At 58.5% G+C, this 18,415-nt stretch carries 18 protein-coding genes and 1 pseudogene; 6 read left to right on the forward strand and 13 right to left on the reverse strand.

Features of this window, described 5'->3' with window-relative positions; genetic code table 11:
• Positions 1 to 322: 322 nt before the first annotated feature.
• From BHMPCIPO_RS30870 to BHMPCIPO_RS30915, 10 genes are all read right to left on the reverse strand, one after another.
• Positions 323 to 820, reverse strand: a complete 498-nt coding sequence (locus BHMPCIPO_RS30870) for a thermonuclease family protein (protein WP_037434025.1) — start codon at positions 818 to 820, stop codon at positions 323 to 325.
• An 11-nt stretch (positions 821 to 831) separates the two neighbouring features.
• Entirely contained in the window at positions 832 to 2,109 is a 1,278-nt protein-coding gene (gene repC / locus BHMPCIPO_RS30875; RefSeq protein ID WP_173520627.1) for a plasmid replication protein RepC, read from the reverse strand.
• 571 nt (positions 2,110 to 2,680) lie between these two features.
• The gene (locus tag BHMPCIPO_RS30880; RefSeq protein WP_173520628.1) at positions 2,681 to 4,609 is read right to left on the reverse strand and encodes a ParB/RepB/Spo0J family partition protein; all 1,929 of its coding nucleotides are present in this window, start codon (positions 4,607 to 4,609) and stop codon (positions 2,681 to 2,683) included.
• 781 nt (positions 4,610 to 5,390) lie between these two features.
• Positions 5,391 to 5,672 (reverse strand): hypothetical protein, encoded by a 282-nt coding sequence (locus tag BHMPCIPO_RS30885; protein ID WP_173520629.1) that lies wholly within the window; start codon positions 5,670 to 5,672, stop codon positions 5,391 to 5,393.
• 176 nt (positions 5,673 to 5,848) lie between these two features.
• Positions 5,849 to 6,046, reverse strand: a complete 198-nt coding sequence (locus BHMPCIPO_RS30890; RefSeq protein ID WP_173520630.1) for a hypothetical protein — start codon at positions 6,044 to 6,046, stop codon at positions 5,849 to 5,851.
• A gap of 470 nt (positions 6,047 to 6,516) precedes the next feature.
• Positions 6,517 to 6,822, reverse strand: coding sequence for a hypothetical protein (locus BHMPCIPO_RS30895; protein ID WP_173520631.1), 306 nt, complete (start codon positions 6,820 to 6,822; stop codon positions 6,517 to 6,519).
• 57 nt (positions 6,823 to 6,879) lie between these two features.
• On the reverse strand, positions 6,880 to 7,110 hold the full coding sequence (locus BHMPCIPO_RS30900; protein ID WP_173520632.1) for a hypothetical protein: 231 nt from the start codon (positions 7,108 to 7,110) through the stop codon (positions 6,880 to 6,882).
• Positions 7,111 to 7,122: 12 nt separating this feature from the next.
• Positions 7,123 to 7,569 carry a hypothetical protein gene (locus tag BHMPCIPO_RS30905; protein WP_173520633.1) on the reverse strand — a complete coding sequence of 149 codons (447 nt, stop codon included), beginning with the start codon at positions 7,567 to 7,569 and terminating at the stop codon, positions 7,123 to 7,125.
• 30 nt (positions 7,570 to 7,599) lie between these two features.
• The gene (locus BHMPCIPO_RS30910; protein WP_246304750.1) at positions 7,600 to 8,598 is read right to left on the reverse strand and encodes a DUF8626 domain-containing protein; all 999 of its coding nucleotides are present in this window, start codon (positions 8,596 to 8,598) and stop codon (positions 7,600 to 7,602) included.
• On the reverse strand, positions 8,598 to 9,053 hold the full coding sequence (locus tag BHMPCIPO_RS30915; protein WP_037433852.1) for a DUF3846 domain-containing protein: 456 nt from the start codon (positions 9,051 to 9,053) through the stop codon (positions 8,598 to 8,600). The genes BHMPCIPO_RS30910 and BHMPCIPO_RS30915 overlap by 1 nt, the downstream gene beginning before the upstream one ends.
• A 701-nt stretch (positions 9,054 to 9,754) precedes the next feature.
• On the opposite strand from BHMPCIPO_RS30915, the gene BHMPCIPO_RS30920 reads away from it, so the two are divergent.
• Both BHMPCIPO_RS30920 and BHMPCIPO_RS30925 read left to right on the forward strand, forming a co-directional pair.
• Entirely contained in the window at positions 9,755 to 10,321 is a 567-nt protein-coding gene (locus BHMPCIPO_RS30920) for a helix-turn-helix domain-containing protein (RefSeq protein WP_080579146.1), read from the forward strand.
• Positions 10,302 to 10,604: a Y4lK-related protein gene (locus BHMPCIPO_RS30925; protein WP_037433855.1), complete on the forward strand. Its 303-nt coding sequence runs from the start codon at positions 10,302 to 10,304 to the stop codon at positions 10,602 to 10,604. Before BHMPCIPO_RS30920 ends, BHMPCIPO_RS30925 begins: the two co-directional genes overlap by 20 nt.
• A 196-nt stretch (positions 10,605 to 10,800) precedes the next feature.
• Here BHMPCIPO_RS30925 and BHMPCIPO_RS30930 read toward each other — a convergent pair whose 3' ends face one another.
• A complete protein-coding gene (locus BHMPCIPO_RS30930) occupies positions 10,801 to 11,823 on the reverse strand; it encodes an alpha/beta fold hydrolase (RefSeq protein ID WP_173520635.1) in 1,023 nt (340 codons plus the stop codon).
• The gene (locus tag BHMPCIPO_RS30935; protein WP_173520636.1) at positions 11,813 to 13,420 is read right to left on the reverse strand and encodes an RcgA family putative transporter; all 1,608 of its coding nucleotides are present in this window, start codon (positions 13,418 to 13,420) and stop codon (positions 11,813 to 11,815) included. Before BHMPCIPO_RS30935 ends, BHMPCIPO_RS30930 begins: the two co-directional genes overlap by 11 nt.
• 131 nt (positions 13,421 to 13,551) lie before the next feature.
• Between BHMPCIPO_RS30935 and BHMPCIPO_RS30940 the strand changes: the two genes are divergently transcribed.
• Complete coding sequence (locus BHMPCIPO_RS30940) at positions 13,552 to 13,956, forward strand: hypothetical protein (RefSeq protein WP_376741736.1); 405 nt, start codon at positions 13,552 to 13,554, stop codon at positions 13,954 to 13,956.
• A 342-nt stretch (positions 13,957 to 14,298) separates the two neighbouring features.
• Here the strand turns inward: BHMPCIPO_RS30940 and BHMPCIPO_RS34000 are convergent.
• Positions 14,299 to 14,571, reverse strand: a pseudogene (locus BHMPCIPO_RS34000) (IS66 family transposase); the annotation flags it as partial.
• Positions 14,572 to 14,929: 358 nt separating this feature from the next.
• Here BHMPCIPO_RS34000 and BHMPCIPO_RS30950 point away from each other — a divergent pair.
• From BHMPCIPO_RS30950 to BHMPCIPO_RS30960, 3 genes are read left to right on the forward strand one after another with little or no spacing between them, the layout of a single operon-like run.
• On the forward strand, positions 14,930 to 15,334 hold the full coding sequence (locus BHMPCIPO_RS30950; protein WP_080579148.1) for a HigA family addiction module antitoxin: 405 nt from the start codon (positions 14,930 to 14,932) through the stop codon (positions 15,332 to 15,334).
• A 39-nt stretch (positions 15,335 to 15,373) separates the two neighbouring features.
• On the forward strand, positions 15,374 to 16,396 hold the full coding sequence (locus BHMPCIPO_RS30955; protein ID WP_246304751.1) for a DNA-methyltransferase: 1,023 nt from the start codon (positions 15,374 to 15,376) through the stop codon (positions 16,394 to 16,396).
• Complete coding sequence (locus BHMPCIPO_RS30960; protein WP_173520638.1) at positions 16,396 to 18,414, forward strand: McrB family protein; 2,019 nt, start codon at positions 16,396 to 16,398, stop codon at positions 18,412 to 18,414. Before BHMPCIPO_RS30955 ends, BHMPCIPO_RS30960 begins: the two co-directional genes overlap by 1 nt.
• The last annotated feature ends 1 nt before the right edge of the window (position 18,415 follow it).

Below are 18,415 nucleotides of genomic sequence, written 5' to 3' on the forward strand. Positions count from 1 at the left end.
AGCGGAGGAAGCTGGAGGACGCGAAAATTTGGCTCTCGCGAGGAAGCCGAAGGCGGGGAAATTTTTGTGACATCCGGCTTTGCGCAAATTCGCGACGACGTGCGAACGAGCGTTACAAGCAACCGCCTTAGAGGGGTGTGGCTTGAACCTTTTTGGCAACGTTTCCCGGTTCCTCCAACGACATACAACCGCAAATCCTGCATCAATATTATTCAACAATCCGGCATGAGCAACAGGTATTGCGGCGCTTTTGACGGACAGTATGAGGCAATAAGGTGCACAATGCCATATATGCCATTGCACCACATTGGCTATCACATGATCACGGCATCGCGGATGATTTGGAACGGCGGTAGACGTGTGGGCTTTCAATTTCAGCCGCCCACATACCGAAACCGTTATCGCGGGCTCTGTTCTCGGCTTGGCCGTACTCGACCTCGCTGATTGAGTGGGTCGCCGGCAAATACCGCAACATTGCCTCTGCCAGTCCAGCCTTCACCATCGCAAGTCCGATATCGACATCTCCGATGAAGCACTGGCCAACCAAGCGGCGATACTGGTCCTGGTCGATGATGTCGCAGCGGACATGCTGCCCGTCGATCATTTTGCCGAGGTAGCTCCGAGCTGCGACGCCACAGCGCCACACCTTTCCGTCTTTCAATCCGGTCTGATCGCGCTCGCAGGCATCGATGGCCGCGATCCTGATGCGCTGGTTTCGGATACTGATGGTGTCACCATCGATCACGCGGGCGCGGCCCGAAAGGTCGGCGGCTTCTGCCGAACCACAAATGACGATGAGGGTGGCGAAGAACGCCGGCAAGGCTTTAAGTCTCAATGTGTGACCTCCATGGAGTTTCGGGCGGCGAGCCCGAAAACGGAGCGGGCGAGATGCAATTCACCCGCGGCGGCGCGGTCCGTCAGGGCCCGCAAATAACCTCCCGGCGACTTGACGTCCCGCCGGTCGTATTTCTCTAGCGTCACAGCGACCGCGACGGCGGCTTGCTGCTCACCCATCAGTTCGACGGCGCGGCGGCGGGCATCCTCGGAGATCCCGGCAAATCGGCACATCAGCGGCATGGCCCGCGCCAGGTCGGCCCAACTGGTGGGCGTAAACCCGTAGGTCTTCAATGCTGGCACCGCCCTAAGCACGTCTTGCAAGGCCACTATTGCCTGTGGCAAGCGCTGTGGCTGGTTGATTTCGCTCCAGCGTCGCCCCAGGCTTTCTTCAAAAGCCCATTTGCTGGCGGAGCCAGCCTGAAGGGAACTGAATTGTTCGGCGTTAGCCGAACGCCGTTCTTGGCTACTATCTGCAAGTGGATAGGGGGTTGTAATCTGTTTGTGCATGTCGTTTTCGACATGCGGGCATGTCATATTCGGGGTCGTTTGCGCTTCTGCCGGTCGGCGCGGAAGTCGCATCAACCGCTCCACAATCCAATCCAAGAGGGCTGTTGCCCGGCGCAACATACGGCTCGGCGCTTTGCTGGGAACCCCAACAAGATCGCTCACGCGATCTATGCGGCCTTCGATCAGCCTCACGACGTGCTCGGAATGCTCGGTGGCGATCGCTATGGCGTAGCGAGCATTGCGAAGCGCCCCGCGATAGCGCCGCAAAGCCGCATCGGCGGCCTTCTTCTCGGCGCGCGCGTGCCTGACCAATTCATCGAGTTCGGTATATCGGACGATCAGAATTCGCAGGTCGATCCCGCATCCGTCCGTGATCTCGCCTTCGCCGTTGCGTATGGGATAGCGCTTGTAATTGCCGCTGTCTTGCATAGTGATAAGGCCCGCGTCGAACAGGCGCGACAGCATACGGCTGACGCGGCCGACCGACCGGCCGATTTCGAACGCCAATTGCTGGTTGGACTTAAACACGATCGGGCGGCCCGATTTGTCGAATGTATCGGCCTGGGCCGTGTTGATCAGAGCTATCAGCAGATGGCTTTCGGTTCCATTGATCAAGCCAGTACACGGAAGGCTTTGAACAAGTATGGCCAACTGTGCGCGCGTTATCGTGCCAATTTCTGCCGACTCTGCCAGTCGGCGGAAGTGGGCACGCTGCGGCGTTATCCGGCGGCCGTTTGGCCGCTGATGCGTTTGGGTGTTCCCCATTCCTCGTCTCCGTCTTGAGACCAGGGAAAGCTTCGCCGTTCACCGAAAAGGTGCTTTCATTATTGACAGGGAAGGGAGGGTCTGCGAGAAGTGATTTGGCTAATTTATCGACTCACAGACCGCTTCCGGATTTCTTCGGGAGCGGTTTTTCTTTTCTGGTCGGGTGTGTCTTCTCCGTAAAGATGGTCAGAATGTCAGTTCCGAAATCGCGCTGATTCCGCTGATTTGGAACCATAGCGTCATAAAGCATAATGGCGCAACAACGTGCTACATGCCGTGGCCTTCAAAGCGCGATACGCTAACGCCTATGTACTGCTTTTAAAGAGTTTTCTCGCCCTTATCCAAATCAATCGTGCTATCTCAAATTTAGCATTTCGCAGCAAATTGGTGCGCAGTCTTCTCCGAATCGGAAAATCTCCGGGTGGGAAGGGGAGCTTGAAGGGGAGGGGGATGGGGCCTCCCCTCAACATGATTGCGGGCCAGGTCGATCCTGGCCCGCAATCACCGGTGCGCTAAAATGGCGGGAGGGCCGATCACGCGGAAGGGAAACGTGACCGGCCCGCGACTGATGTTACTCAGTCGCTTTGGGGAACTGCTCGTCTTCGGGGCTGCGCTCGGCTCCAATCTCCGGTTCGGCCTCGGGCGATGTTATGCGAACAGGGGACGGCAACCAGCCGCTTCCGGCAACAACACGATCTGCGATCGTCACCGCTTCGGATTTCTTAGCAGCGGCTCTAACCGACAGTTGCGCTTCGCTGCCTTTCGCCTCGGCTACCGCAAGTTCGATAGTCGTCCGGTTTACGTGCTTGAAATAGCTGTCGCCAGTCGTCACGAACCAATCGGGCATATGCACCTTGAGAGCGTGGCCAAGCTGGTTCGCCTGCTCGATGCCCTTTTTCCGATCCGTGAACTTCTTCTCCACCGCATTGACCGCGTGCGCCGCGCCGAATGCCAGTAGGGAAAGCACGGTGTCTTGCGGCTGCTCCAAGAGCCAATCGAACAGATCGGCAGGATTGCCGGGGAGGTGATGGCCATAGTTATCCGCAAGGTCATTGAAAGCGGCGAGCCCCTTGCAGCTTTCGGCGTCCTTCATCGACGGTTCCAAGCGCTCGTGAGTCAGCGACAATTGAAGGGCGCTCTGCTCCGTATTATACGGGTAAGTCACGCGCAACAGCATCGCATGAACGACGGCAACGAGGGCGACCTCCGGATTGTTCGCCAGTTCGATGCGCAGCGCGGCAGTCTTATGAGCCGTCAGGTCCTCGATCAGGGCAGCCGAATGGCTGATGGACGGGACTTTGGGCGCTACCATGCCCTTGCCGCTCGGCTCGCCCTCGCCATAATCGTCCTCGTCCTCCGTCTCAGCGGTTTCGTCCGGCTTTACGAAACCGCGCTCGATGGCGAGCCGACCGTAATAGTCGAGGAAGACGAAGGTTCCCGCCTGTTCCAATGCCTCGGCGCTGTACGCTTCCGTCCGGGCATTGAGCGCGTCGATCCGTTTTTCGACCTCCGCCAGCTTTGTCTCTGCCTCGTCGTCGGCCACGCCGTTTTCGATCAACTCGGCAAGCTCGTCATATTCGGTCTGTGAGGCATCAAGCGCGGCCTGATCTTCCTCGGAAAGAGCAATCGCCTCCGGATAGTGGCGCTTCATGGCATGATAGCCAGCGGGGGCCGTTGCGGAGCACTCCACCCATTTCCAGCCTTCGGCGCGAACGGTGGCGGCGGTCGCCTCGAGCTTTTCCGCCACCAGCTTTTCGACCAAGGCGGCATCCGCCGCATATCCGGCGTTACGGTCATCGAACAGGTCTCGTTTGACCGCTCCCCCGGCTTCTTCGTAAGCCGCCAGTCCGCCGATGAACTGCACGCGCTTATCCGTCGCGGCAATCATTTCCTCGGTGAGCGCTCGCCGGATCGAATGCGCATCGCGGTTCCAAGTGGGAAGCGCGTTCCAAACCGACACCTGCCGTTCGTGGTCATCGCTGACGGTGAAGGCCGATAGCTGCGCAAAGCTCATGTCCTCGTCGCGGTAAAGCTGCAATAGGACCGGCGACACGCGGGCAAGCGCAAGCCGCTTGCGAACGATGGTTTCGGTCGTGCCGAAACGGGCCGCGATGTCGGCAACATCCTTGCTTTGCTTGGCAAGCGCGTCGAATGCCTCGTACTGGTCGAGCGGGTGCATGTCCTCGCGCATGATGTTCTCGGCAAGGCTGATTTCCGTGGCGGTCGCGCCTTCGCGCTCTTTGCACTCGACGGCGAAATCCTTGGTAATCTCCCCCGCCTCGGCCAGCAGATTAAGAGCGGCAAGGCGTCGGCCGCCCGCCGTCACGAAATAGCGGCCCTTTTTGTCGCCCTTGCGAACCACAAGGTTTTGCAAAAGCCGGTAGCCGTCTTTTCTGATGTTGGCGGCCAGTGCTTCGATACCCTCGGCGCTGTAGGTCTTGCGGACGTTCTTCGGATCGGCGTCCAGCTTGTTCAATGCAACGGTGATGATCTCGGTCATAATGTTTTCCCTTTTCCCGCGAAGCGGTCTCGTGCCCGAAGGGGCAGGAGCCCCGCTCCTGCTCCCGAGCTCGTGCGGAACAGCGGGGGAGAGGGGGCAAGGGGACAAATCGGAGGGGGATCACCCGCCCGAAGGGGCGACGCATGATCCGCCCATGCGGATCCGCGGCGATCCTGCACGGAGCGAGATGAAGGCGAGCGGAGGAAGGACGGGGAGACCGATTTTCCCCTTGCAGGGGAGAGGGGGCAGAGCGCCCTTTCCCTTTCAAAGCAACAATGAGCGTACCAGGCGTAGGCTTAGCAAAGCGGCCGAAGACCGTTCGCGCGCCGCTTGACCGGTTAAAAGGCCCGCCGCAGGAGGTTCAGCATAGCGACGGCGATCAGCCGGGAACCGGGACCGACTGGCCCCGGCAAGCGGTACTCTTAAGACGGCCCTACCTATTTCACTAGCGAGGCAATCGCCCAATGAGCACAGTGTTGTCAGTTCGGTTGCCACAGTCGCAGCGGAACCTGCTTCTCAGGTTCATAAGATATTGATCGCCCCAACGCGCAAGCACTGCGTCCTTGTTGACCCACCCTATGCGGCCACATGCCGAGCACCGTGCACCCAAGACCTCCCACTCCTGTAAGCCTTTAATCGTGTTGTACATCGCAGGGTTATGCTCGATGTACGTTGCGGGCTGAAATGGCGCGGTCAGTTTCATTGCTCTTGCTCGATACGAGGAAGAGAACAAAATAGGAACATAATCCTAGGCGAGTCAAGATCGGGATCCTAAATGCACTTAGTCCGCGATCAGCCCGATAAGTTTCCGGTCCACCGCACACGCCTCGATCAGCGACGTGTCGCCATTTAAGACGGCAACCAGTTCCCCGGCAGTCATGGACCGGAACACAAACACGTAGAGAGCCATCGCACCCAATTCCTCATCATTATCGGGGTCGCCTTCTTCCAGTTCGGCACGCTGCTCAAGTGCAGCACGACGGCAATCGGCCTCATGCTCCGCAAAGTACAGAACATCGTCGAAACCCGGCGTGACCTGATACGCCCAGAGCGTGAATTCCATTTGGATCTCCTTTCCTCATCAACGCTCCAGTTATAGTTGCGGCTCCGCACCTTCGAAATTGTAGGATTCAACAAGGTCCGCAGCTCGCAAGAGTTCAAATCTGTAAGCGCCAACGTTGACGAGACCCAAGGTTCAGGGCGGAAAGCTGCGCCCTGCAGTGCAGGGCGCAGCGCTGCTCACTTCGCCTTGTTGTCGTTGTCAGCCTTGGCGTTGAACTCGCACTGGTAACTGACCTCGACCTTCGCGACGAGCGGAAGCGAGACCGCGACCGAGATTTTCAACTGGCCCTTATGGGACAGTTTGACGACTTGCCGATTGATGTAGAGGCGAAGGCGGCGACCGGTTTTCTGGCAGAAGGTTACGAGCGTTTTCATGAGGGTGATCCTCCTTGGTGGTTGTGCGTAATCGCGAAGCTCGAATACGGCAGGGATGGCCGAGTGCACCGCGAAGCGGTCGCAACGGAGCGAAGCGGAGAGGAGAACCCTTTAGGGTTGCACGCCAAGGCCGGCCCTGACGTATCGTGCGCAGCGTTAGATTGCGGACAGCCACCAAGGAGAGGCCGGAAAACGCGGCCTTCGTAGCCCCGGCCGCCGCCTTCTCCGATCAATCGGCAAGTCGCCATCCGGCCACCAGGCCGGATCTCGGTCGCGGTCTTGCTGTAGCTGGGTCCAGGCAGGACTCCAGTGTTCGACGGCCGCCAACGACAACAAGGCGAAGTGAGCCGGCCCGCGTCAGCGGGGCGGCCGCCGTGGATGGGGAGGGGAGCACGAGGGGAGGGGCGTCAGGGGCGCCCCTCGTATCAACCTTGGTCCGCTCGATGCGGATCAGGGCTGATTGCGCGGCGCTAGCGGACAATTCCAAGGCGTTCACCGAGGCTCGGTGGAGACGGCGGTCCGGCCTCCTTGACCATTGCCAGCATCATTTCGCGCGTGAGGCCGTGAACCTCGTGGCCTTGCGCCCGCGCGGTTTCGATGATCGACTCCAGGCTCGGATATTCCTCAAGGAAAGCGCCTAGCCATAGGGCGCATTCGTCGGATTCAGGGTCCGGAAACGCCTGCAAAAAGAAGGTCCTCAAGGGCCGGTCATAGCCAATCGTGGCTTCCGGGTCGGCCCTGGTCGCGGATTTCACTGCAACGGTATAGCGGCTCAATGCTTGCTCCTTACGTGGCCTGTTCGGGGGAGGCCGCGCCATAGGCGCGGCCTCGATCTATTTGAAAAGCGGCATTGTCCGCTGGTTGGTGAGGGCGGCTCGCTCAGTCTCGAAAGTGTACCCGTCCCACTCCTTCCAAACCTCCCAACCCTGCGCGGTGGCGCGTCCGTACCAGACGCGCACCCGCACTTTATCGGCGGCAAGCTCCTCGACAATGGAAACCGTGAAGCTTCCGCCCATGCCTGACGGCGTGTCGAAAACCTCGACGCTGCGGCGCTGGTGTCGCATGACTGGCATTCCCTAGAGCTGGAAATGAGCGACAAGCGCCTGATTGGCACGGTGGCAGGCAAGGGCATAGGCGACGATCTGCGCCACCATGTCCGGATCGGTCGCACCCGCCCGTTTCGCCCTGTCGGCCATGTCCTCGGCAAGTTCGCTATCGTCCTCACCAACATGCTTGTTGCCGACGATCCATGAAATCTGTCCGGTCGGCACTTCCGGCCGGAGTTTTGCCGGAAGGGCGGAAATCCGCCCCTTCCGTGTGCTCGCTGCGGTTCCGGCCTGTTCGGCCTCAGTCGTGGTCGGATAATAGGCCACGACCAATTTCCGGCGCTGCGCATCGGCGGCGCTGATGAAAACCTGCCCGCCGTCCTCGGTCTTGTAGAGCGCCCAATCGGCGGCCGTGCCACCGAAATAGGGGTCGCCCGTGCCGTGAAACTCCATGACGAAATAGATTGCCTGAGTCATCGGAATGTCCTTCCTTCGAATGGGGGAAGATCAGGCGCCATCGGCGCCGCTGATCTTTTTCAGGACGCATTGCGCCGCGTAGCGCCCGGCCTCGTTCAAATGCCGTTGCCACGCGCCTTGCGACGGCGACCAGCGGAAGCCGTTGGCCTTCAGGACGTGCCGCGTCGGATCATCGGGCTTGCCGGGAAAGATCAACTGGATACGCGCGATGTCGGCGTTCTCCTTGATCTCGACGGCTCCGGCGCTCGTCTCGACCTCTTGGCTTTGGGTGCCTCGCTCCTTCATCCTTGCAAGGGCCGCAAGGCGCTGTTGCAGGCGGCGAAGCTCGGCGCGGCTGTTGGTCGTGGTGAAACCGCGCCGGGACTGCCACGGCGCTAGTTTGATGCCGCTGGCTGCGGCTTCCGGGGAAAGGCCGGTGTTCGCCACGACGGCGGCAATCATGTCCTCTTCGCTGGCGAGGTCCTTTTCCATGCGCCGGATGATCGCGTTCGCTGCTTTCATCCGGTCAATGGCAAGCGCTGTCTCCTCGATGCGCGTCATGATCTTCTGCAGGGCCACTGGATCGCCGGAACGGATTGGCTCATCATCGGTGCCATGCGGAAATGCCTTCCGCTTCACCGCCTTGCGCGCCATCGCCTCGTGCGCCTTCAGGTCGGCGCGGCGCGCCTCAGCGATCCTCATGCGTTTCTCATTGCGGGCGACGGGAAAGCGGGCGGGGCCGGTGATAAACCAGTTCATGCAGCGGCCTTCCGCCGCCCAATAGCGCCGCGTCAATTCGACGTGGCGGCGGGCGAAGGCTTCGATTTCCGGTTCGGGTATCGGTGCGCAGGCTTTGTCCCAAAGCTCGGCCACGCAATCGGCGAACTGGTTCAACCGCTCCGCAAGCTCTGAAAGCTCGGCCTTCGTGCGCCGGTCGGGAAAGTGGGTGACGGCGTGAAACTGCGCCTCGATGTCCTCCGCCGCAATGGTTGCGGCGAAGGTTCCTGCGACGATAGCGAGGATGTTGTTTTCAAAGGCTGCGATTTTCATCATGCCTCTCCCTCGACAAGGGTAGGGGCGCGGCGCTCGATGCGGCATTGCAAGCCTGCGAGCGCACCGGCGATGATGATCCCGCCCGGTGAAATCTCGTCGGCCTTGGCGAAAACCGGGTCCAGGACCGGGCGGCAGCATTTGAAATGCTTGGCCGCATCCTCGAGACTGACGAGGGGAGACGTGTAGGGGGAGCTACCATCGCCGCCAACAAGAACGATCTTGCCCGCGATCGGCTGCGGGAAGCCTTCAAAGATGGTGAAGGCGGTCAAGCCGTCCTTCAATCCTTCCTCGTCGACAAAAAGCGTGTGGCGCTCATCGAAGCGCACGACTTCGAGAAGACGGCATCCAACCAAGTCATAAATCGGCCTGATGCCCATCGAGACCGGAAGCTCGACTGGCCTAAAAATCGTCGTTTCCGGGTCCAGCACATAAGCTGTGTTTGCGCGTACCATTGTTCTAGCCCTTTCCATTCCGCGAAGCGGTCTAGCGTCTGCCCGAGGGGCAGGAGCCCCGCTCCTGCTCCCCGAGTTCGCGCGGAGCAGCGGGAGAGAGGGAGGCAAGGGAACAAAACGGAGGGGGTTCGCCCGCCCGAGGCAAAGCCGAAGGGGCGACGCGGGATCCGCGCATACGGATCCGCGTCGATCCTGCACGGAGCGAGCCAAAAGCGAGCAGAGGAAGGACGGGGAGACCGTTTTTTCCCTTGTGAGGGAGAGAGGGCAGCGCCCTCGTTCTCTCCTTCAGGAAGGCAGAGCCGGCCGCCAGGCCGCCATTTCGGATACGGAAAGGGCCGCCCTGCCTCGTAGATCAGGACGGCCCCCGCGGTTCATGACAAGAAGGGCTAGCGACTTGCCACGACCAACCCGTGATAGAGTTTTCGGCAGGCAATATGCTGATTTCACAGCGGCCTGTAAACGGGATTTCGAGGCAAATTGATGCAGTCAGGCGAGACGCGCCGAAGCGGCGCTTGCGCAACCGATCGTTACCCGCATGGGCGAAGAGCGCGTTTTTGCGGGCTTCGTGCCGAAGGCATAGAGCGGGCTCGCTTCAGCGATGCGCCAAATTGATACGAGACATGACGCTTTAAGGGGTCCAATATTACAACCTTTTGGGTTAAACAGGTCTGTACCACGCTAACAACCCTATGGCAGGATGAATGGCAGGACCGTCTCTCGATCAATGGATTATAGACCTCGGTTTACAGCAAATTGATGATCCGAGCATAGGTAAACCGGTTTATCGCAAGCCCTTCGACGGTAAGGTCATTCTCAGTGCGGATCTTGAAGAACAGATCAGCTCAAGCCTGCGGGAAGCAAGGGATCGGCGGAGACTGGCCCGGAAAAAAGTGGCGACCATGCTCGGCCTTAGCGAGCGGGTCTATGAGCGCTACGAAAACAACGTTTCGCGTCTGACTGTCGGCCGACTGGTTCACCTCTGCGAGGTCTTGGGGGCGCGTCCGGAAGAGATTCTATCATCGCCGGCACGCCACCTTTGGGGCGAAACCGAAACCTCCGCAGAGCTGCTTTTGGCCTCGATCGAAAAGCTCCGGACCTTTGACGAGGAAACGTTGCAGGACGTTCACAGCCTGCTCAGTCGAATTGTGAGCCAATCGAACATCAACAACGACGGCGATAGAGATGGCGCGGCACCTGCCGCGCCATCTCTTCCGCTCGCCGCCGATGCCTTGCAGGGGGAGGCAGAGCATGGGAATAAAACAGCCTAAGCGACTGATGCTGGAAACCGAGATCCCGGCTTTTGTTGACGAGATAATTGCGACCGGCTGCGACATCTGCGCGATCGGTCACGATGGGTATGTCATCGGGGACAGCGACCTGACAGAAGAAGAATACGAGGTCGCAGAGCCGGAGCTGATCCGGATTGATGAAAAATATGGCGACCGCGACATGCTGCTACTGGAAATCGCCGCCCACCTTCGCTCGCTTGGCCGATACATCGATCCTGGCTCGAACGTGAGACATTGGACAGAAAACGCAAAGCCGCACTAGGAGCATACGTTGCGCAGTTCACCGGGCACGATTCCGACTCCAAGCGACCTCTTGAAACTTCACGTCGGTCGTCGGATTCGTGGGCGAAGGGTTTGGCTGCAATTGTCGCAGGGAAAGCTAGGCGAGAACGTCGGCGTGAGAGCCGCCAGATAGAAGAGTATGAGACGGGGACCGCGCGTGGCGCGCGATGCCCAGCTCATGTTCGCCGGGCCTTCTCAGCACACGACAGAAACCGCTTCAAGCTCAAGCCAGCCAGCAGAATGTAAGGTGGCATGCCGAGCGAATAGTGCCCACAGTTTAATTTCATAATATTTGGCCTAGCTCCGGCGTCCTTCAGCCGCTGCATGAACCTCTCCGATAGCTCTGGCAACACCACTTTGTCTCTCTTTGCCAACACAACGTGAAGATCAAGATCGGACCGCGCCAAACGATCCGCGTAATTCTCCATGTTGAGCGGAGCCCATGCCCTTCTCAGATCTGCCAGCCCGATCTCAGGTTCAAGGCTATTTTTTATCGATCGTGTCGCGCGCCCCGTCCAGACCATATCCGCTAGACTCCCCGCCGTCAGAAACAGCGAGGCCTTAGACACCGCCTGGTCGTGCGCCGCGATGATCCCCGCGACCCAAGAGCCCAAGCTCATACCGAGAACCGAAATCTCTCCATAGCCCTCGCTCTTCAACCAGCGTATGAGTTTTCGCCCATCCCATACGGCCTGCCTTACAGACTGGATCGTTCGGCCGAGATTCGAACTAAGCATATAATCGGCGTACAGCGAGCCGGGACGGCTGCGCTCGAAGTGATAAGGCATAGCAATCTCGACAACCGTGATCCCACGCTGCGAGAAAAACTTGGCAATCTGACGATTTCGGGCGTTGGCATTCCAGTGATGAAAAATCACCAATGCCTGATCGTGCGAGCCGCTCTCGGTGATTTTTGCCCAAACGACGTTGTTCTCTTCGACGTCAGTAGAAATGTCCGATGGAAATCTGAGCCACCCATCGTGCCTTTCAAAGCCCTGACCGCTCCCGCTCGGCTCATCGTACCAGCTTGAATCAGACAGGGCCTGGTCCGCAAGGACACAAAACTCGTCGATAGTTTCTATCCTCTTCTCGTCCGGAAAGGCCCGGCCGGCATCGAGGATGAAATCCGTTACTTTCTTCGCTTCCTCACCGCGCCGCGCCCGCCGCTCGTCCCAACGATCAAGCCAATTATGATACACTCTGGTTGCTTCCTAACTCGCTTGCTCGCCATCGCCCAAACTCTGGATCAAAGAGGCCGTATGTCGCAAGCAGCACTCCAACGCCGACGAGAATCGAAAAGCCCTCAAACGCATCGATCAACAAGTAGCTGGCCAAGAGCAACCCTACGACTGCAGACATCCTCCGTAGAGGCACGCGAAACCGCTTTCCGACACCCAAGCGGATGGAAGCGTACAGAAAAACGATACAGGTCGAAATGGCGACTAGGAGGCTGCTGTAATGCGTTGGCATCCTATAGCTGATGCTATTGCCGCCGTCGTGGCGCTCATACAGGGCCGAAGACATATCGTGGGCAATCCAGGTCACGATATCTCCTCCGTTCGAGCTCAGGTACGAGCTTTGGACCTTCATGCATATGGCGACCAGAACACCCAGGACAGTACACCGGAAAATCCCGCGCATTACCCTAAGGCCGATTTCACCGCCCTCGCGCCGATGTTCTACCGGTCGCACAGTTGATGCCTCTTCAATTCTCCAGAGATCATGGACGATCGTATGAAGCAGAACGAGGCCCACGAAAAAAAGGTAAAAGCAGAGGCACATGTAGAGATATGCGAGCGCCGTGAAAACAATCGAAACTGGCACGGATATGACGTCAGGTTGCACAATCGCTAACGTGCCCCAACTGGTCGCGTAGTCGTCACCGCCTTCTAGCAGCGGGATTAAACACACGCCGATCCACTGAAAAAGACCCGCGAACAAGACGCAGATCAAGAAAACCGCCCAGTATGTGTACGAATAAGCTTGAACGTTGCGCGTCCATGCATCGTCGCTTTCCAACCGGTCGCCCTGCGCTACCAGCCTGAAGCGCGCGTCATGTTTCCAGAAGACCAGCAGCTCTATCACGAACGCGAAAAATAGCGGCAGGAGCACCATGAAGAGGAACGTCCAGTTCGGCGCCCATAGAAAACCGACCTGCTTAACGACACCATCCGCCCGGCTATAAGTGGCACTGTGGATCCCCACGATATACGACAAAAACCCAAGGGCGGAGGCACCCGCGAATATCGACGCCGGTAAATTCAAGGGAGATCCGCGACTAAAAAGCGCTTCCGATCTCATCGCCAAACTGACACGCCGCCCCGACCCCTTATCAGTCTCCCGTGCCAACTTGGGCGGGGACGCTGTTTCATCATCGACGGTCGCAGCCCGTGGCATTTCTGGAACCCCGGCCGCAACGTTGCTTCCGGCTTTCTTCAAATCTCGCCTCTTGGCCGTCAACCGAGATTGCGCTGCACTGAGCTCCATCTGCCATTCGCTGATTGCCACCGGATCATCGCACCCAAAAATCCTTGCCAGCCAACGAATGTTGGCAGTGCTAATCCCTTTCTCGTTCTCTTGAAACCAAAGCTGCACCGTTCGCAGATCGACCCCAATCCGGTTGGAATCGATGTGTGAAATCGCCTCGGCAAGAAGCTCCGGCGTCCATGGACCTGTGGGAAAACCATCACTGCCCAATGGCCGCCCCGCTCCCGCCGCCGCTAACTGTCTGAATAATTCTTTGAAATCACTGCCGTCCTTCGGTGGAGGAAGAAATAACTTTCCATTTTTTAACAATGGCTTACGGGCTCTGGTTTCGTTTGGTTTCGCTAGATTTCTTATCCTATCGTGCCTTTGTCCTCTATCAATCCACTCGGTGCAACTTTGTGGCGCCTGCAAGATGAAGCGTACAACTGTTGGATTTTGGGATGTTAATTTCAGAACAGATGAGTGCGTCAGCTTCCTATGGTGTTTCTAATGTAGAAATCTCGGGACCTTCGGCTAGGACGCGACACAAAGAAGGTAGAAGGGCGGAAACTGCGGTTTCCCTTGGTGAGTTGATCGATCGGCATATCGCAGCGCAACTGGCGGCCGCGAATGCCGTTCATGCGTGGGATGAACGCAGGGCGACTGGCGGGGTTACGAGCGTCGGCTATGCAAATGAACTGTCGGACGTTGCGCGGGACGAAGAAGCGACCCGACTGGCGATCGTCAATTACTTGCCGCGGGGCGAGCGGGAATCAAGGCTGAAGCGGACCTATTTGGCGGCTTACCTGATCGCAACACGGGGTACTCTGACCGCCAATGAGATTAATTCGGTCTTGGATTTCTGAGCGAAGCTACGATTGAATGCGCAGGCCAACGCGTGCTTACACCAGAGCAAAGAAAAAACTGCATTGACGAGCTTGCAATCATCGTCGCGCTTCATCGCCTTCGAGAAGTTACATCTCCAGTCTACGTAAAGGACATCGCGAAGCTGGTCGAAATCGACCAAGAACGCGCGACTTTCCTGCTCAAGTCCCTCATAGATCGAGACTTCATCGATCCTATCGAAATTGACTTCGGGAATTGGAGCCAGCGCGGTTCGCCGCGCTGCTCCGCTGGATTATGCGCCGGACTCCGCGCTGACTGCCTGCGCCACGGGAATCTCGTACTCCTCGAGGTTTTGAATGAGGGAAAATGTCGATGCCTTTGTTCGCCAGATATTCGAGAAATGGCACCTGATTGCAAAACCGTCTGGGTTCATGGCTGCGGATTTTGGCGACCAGCGCCGGATCGACGCGACGGCGATCGAGATAGTCGAATGCCGCGTCGTTGAGGGCATAGTCCTGATCGTTGCCTCTCAGAAGCGACAGAAAGTTCAGCCGGGACCTGGAGGGCGTGGTGCGGAAATTGGTGAACTGCGCCCCGCCAATCTGGGTCGTATGGAAATTGGAGCGCGCATGCCGGCGCTCGGCGCGCCGCCGACTTTCTTGCCGGTGCAGCCGAGGGACAGCCGGGCGGCCGCCTGACACGCAAGAGCGCCGCCCATAGGATCGGGAGGCGCTCTCTCCAGGCGTCAGTAGTACCATCGTCAACGGACGTGCGCGCCTGGCAAAGGGAAAGTTGCGGCGCCGGCCGTGGGTGAACCTGCGCCGCAAAGGCGCTGTTTGCCGTGGTCCGGACTACCAAAACCTGGCCGAGCATGCACGAAGAGAAGAAAATCTGCCGTCCCGGTCGCGGCCGGGCGGCAGCGTAGCGCGTAACTTTACACGCTAGTTGTGTTTCCATAACCTTTCCGGACTGATTCGAAACTGCGAGTCCGCCGTGATTGTCGCTAAAGCCCAGCTGTCCAGGACGCCGCCCCATCCGGGGCGGTTTGTCCGACTTAAGATCATCGAGCCACGCGGCTTGTCCGTGAAAGATGCGGCGTCCGCGTTGGGCGTTCACCGGGTGGCCTTATCGCGCCTTCTCAACGAGCAGGCGGCGCTGTCTGCCGAAATGGCAATCCGCCTCGAAAAAGCCTTTGGGGCGGATATGGCTCACCTGATGCGGATGCAAAGCGAACACGATATCGGCCAAGCCCGACTAAAGTTCAGCAGCGTCGAAGTCTCTAAAGGTATTAACGACGATGAATCCAGGAACAATACACGGAGAAAGAAAACACTTCAAAGAGCTATAGTTATGAAAGACGGTGAAAATAGGAAGCTGAAGAGTAACCGCCGCGCTTGAATAGAATAATGTTAATTAATTGCCAAACGGGGGATCGGAATGGAGAAGGCGGCGCTTCGGATAATAGCCGGCAAGGATGTAAGCCCAAAGAGACAAACAAAGGCCGCTAGGCCAGCAGGCAGCAAGCCGAAGACAAAGGCCAATGCCGCGATGGCCCCGATGGTCATTGACGACGGTATTTTCGGGTCGCCGCTACTGCAACGGAAGGCGTACTACGCGGACGAGCACACCATCATCCTGAACATGGATGTTTCCGAAGCGCTCCGACTGTTGGCGCAGGCAGGAATGATGGTGAATTGCATCGTCACGTCACCGCCATTCTATGGACAGCGTGATTACGACGTTGACGGGCAGATCGGCCTTGAAGAACACCCGTCTTCGTTCATCGAAAAACTGGTCCAGACGTTCGACTCCTGCGATCCCATCCTCGCTCCGAACGGCAGTATGTGGGTCAATATCGGCGACACCTATTGGAGTGGCAAAGGCGAGCACAAGAGCGGCGAGGTAAAGCAGGGCGCACGCCGCTTTGGTCTCCGGCCTCAAGACAAGAAGGGCGACGGCAAGTGGTGCATCCCCAAGCAGTTGCTCTTGATACCGCACCGCTTTGCTATCGCGATGCAGGACAAGGGCTGGACCGTCCGCAATGACAACGTCTGGCTAAAGCCGAATCCCATTCCCGATCAGGTGCGCGACCGGTGTTCTATGTCCCACGAGTACGTCTTTCATTTCGTGAAAGATCGTTGGTATTACTTCAACAAAGAACCGGTCGGCCGACCGACTGACTCCGGCTCGGTTCTGCCGCCGCTCGATACATGGGAAGTGCCCCCGGTGCGCGGCCTCCATAACGGTCACAAGGCGCGCTTCTCCGAAGAACTTGTTCGTATTCCGATCCTCGCGACCACGCCCTCCCGGGGCGTTGTCCTTGATCCCTTTGCCGGTAGCGGGACAAGTCTCGTTTTCGCGCGCAAGAACGGATTCCGCAGCATCGGTATCGATATCAAGAAGGACTTCTGCAAGATGATGGTCCAGAACCTTGAGAAGGTCGGGAGCGGAGCCGTATAGTGGCGATATTTCTTTCGGCTAAAAGGATCGAACGGGCGATCAGCCAGTTGGGCGAGTCGCGCGCGAAGCGCACGCCGCTGTTTGATTTTATGATCGTCAAGCGGACAATGGCCATCAAAGGCGCGGCAAGCGTCGCCATTGCTGAGTCAGCGCCGGCCTTTATCCAAGCTCTTGAAGAAATCGGGGCTGCCGGACTTGGCAGGGACGATCACTACTACTTCAATCCATTCGCATTGCGGGAAGCGGACAAGACCGGATATCGGCCGCGCCGTTACCGATCGAATGGCACGAACTCAACAATCTCCGGTACGCCCTGGCGGGATATCATCGTTCTGAGCAGTGACTCACCACGACAGGCAAGCCTGGCATCTGGCTACGATACCCACCTCGCGGCATTGGCGCTCACCGCTAACAAGGCAAAGTCCCTTCCGAACCTCACCGAGGCGGCGGTCTGGTACTGGCGGGGCCAGGACCTCGATAGCGTGCTGACGGGAATCTCCGACGCCGCCGGTCGCCTAAAGCGTGTTACCGACGAGTTTGTAGCACGCATCGGATTCACCGCTGCCGAGATTGCGGCCGTCTTCGACACGTCCATTGACGATAGCGCCACAGACGACGGCGGTCCCTTTGTGTCGAGCGCGCCAGCCCCGCAGGACTATCTCCCGGTAAAATCCTTGCCGGTCGGAGTTACCAAGGCGGAGAACCCCGCCGAGGTATCGTTCGCGCTTGTCACCGCGCTCGCAGCCAAAAATTTCGTCATCCTGACCGGCCCTTCCGGCACTGGCAAATCACGAGCAGCCCTGAAACTGGCCGAGGGCCTGCAGCGCCTCCATGCTGACGAGGTACAGGGCTCGATCTTCGAATTGATAGCAGTGGGGCCGGATTGGACCTCACCCAAGCGGCTACTGGGATTCCGAACGCCCTTCGGGAAGGAGCGCAAACTACCAGACGGAACCACGACGCACGAAAGCTATGAGATCACCGACGCGATCCGCCTCATTCTTCGTGCGAGTCATTCGGATGCGGCCGATATACCGCATTTTCTGATCTTCGATGAGATGAACCTTTCCCATGTGGAGCGGTATTTTGCGCCTTTCCTGTCCCTTATGGAGGCGGCGAATATTCTCGATGCGGAAAGCGGCCTCTCTCTGATCGGCGGCGACGATCTGAAGCTGATCGCGGCCGTACTCGAAGCCGACAGTCCCGGAAGTAGGGAGTCGGAGGCGGCAACCGCGATGCTCAACGACGGGCGCGACTTCATCCTTCCGCCCAATCTGTTTTTCGTCGGCACGGTCAATGTCGACGAGACCACCTACATGTTCTCACCGAAGGTTCTCGACCGTGCGCATGTGATCGAACTGAATGCCGAGCGGCCAAGCGCCTACCTTGGGGCTGCCACCCGCACGGAGCCCGGAGGGATCGTTGCCATTGCTCAAGCCGATGTTGCGCTAAAGCGCGGGATCGATGCGCGCGAGAGTCAAAAATACGCCGTGGCCAATCCCGCGACCATCCTCGATTCCCTGACCGACACGGGGCTTACGGCAACAGAGATCGACACGATCCGCGCAGCTATGGTGACAGCGCTTGACGGTACTTACGATCTCGTTTCGCCGGTGGGCTTTGCATTCGGCTATCGCATCGCGAAGGAGGTTTTCATCTATGTGACGGAGTGGATGCTGACCAAGCACGCGGCCGGGGCCGACAAGGCCGCGTTGCTTAAGGCTTGGTACGACGCGCTCGACTACGCGGTCCTGCAAAAGGTTTTGCCGAAGATTCACGGAAACAGAAGGTCGCTCGGCGACAGTCTGCGCGCGCTTTCCGCCTTCTACGCAGGGAACGATTCAAACTCGACTCCAAGTGCCGGCTACACGTTGGGTCTCGGTACGAAAGTTGAGATACCGGCGGCGGGCAAGCTGGCGTTGGCGGGAACGGCAACGCAGCTTCCCTTATCTCGGCAGAAACTCGACACCATGCACGACCGCCTACAGGCGACCGGCTACGTGTCATTCGTAAGCTGAC

The sequence above is a fragment of the Ensifer sesbaniae genome (genome assembly GCF_013283665.1).
Taxonomy (GTDB): Bacteria; Pseudomonadota; Alphaproteobacteria; order Rhizobiales; family Rhizobiaceae; genus Ensifer; species Ensifer sesbaniae.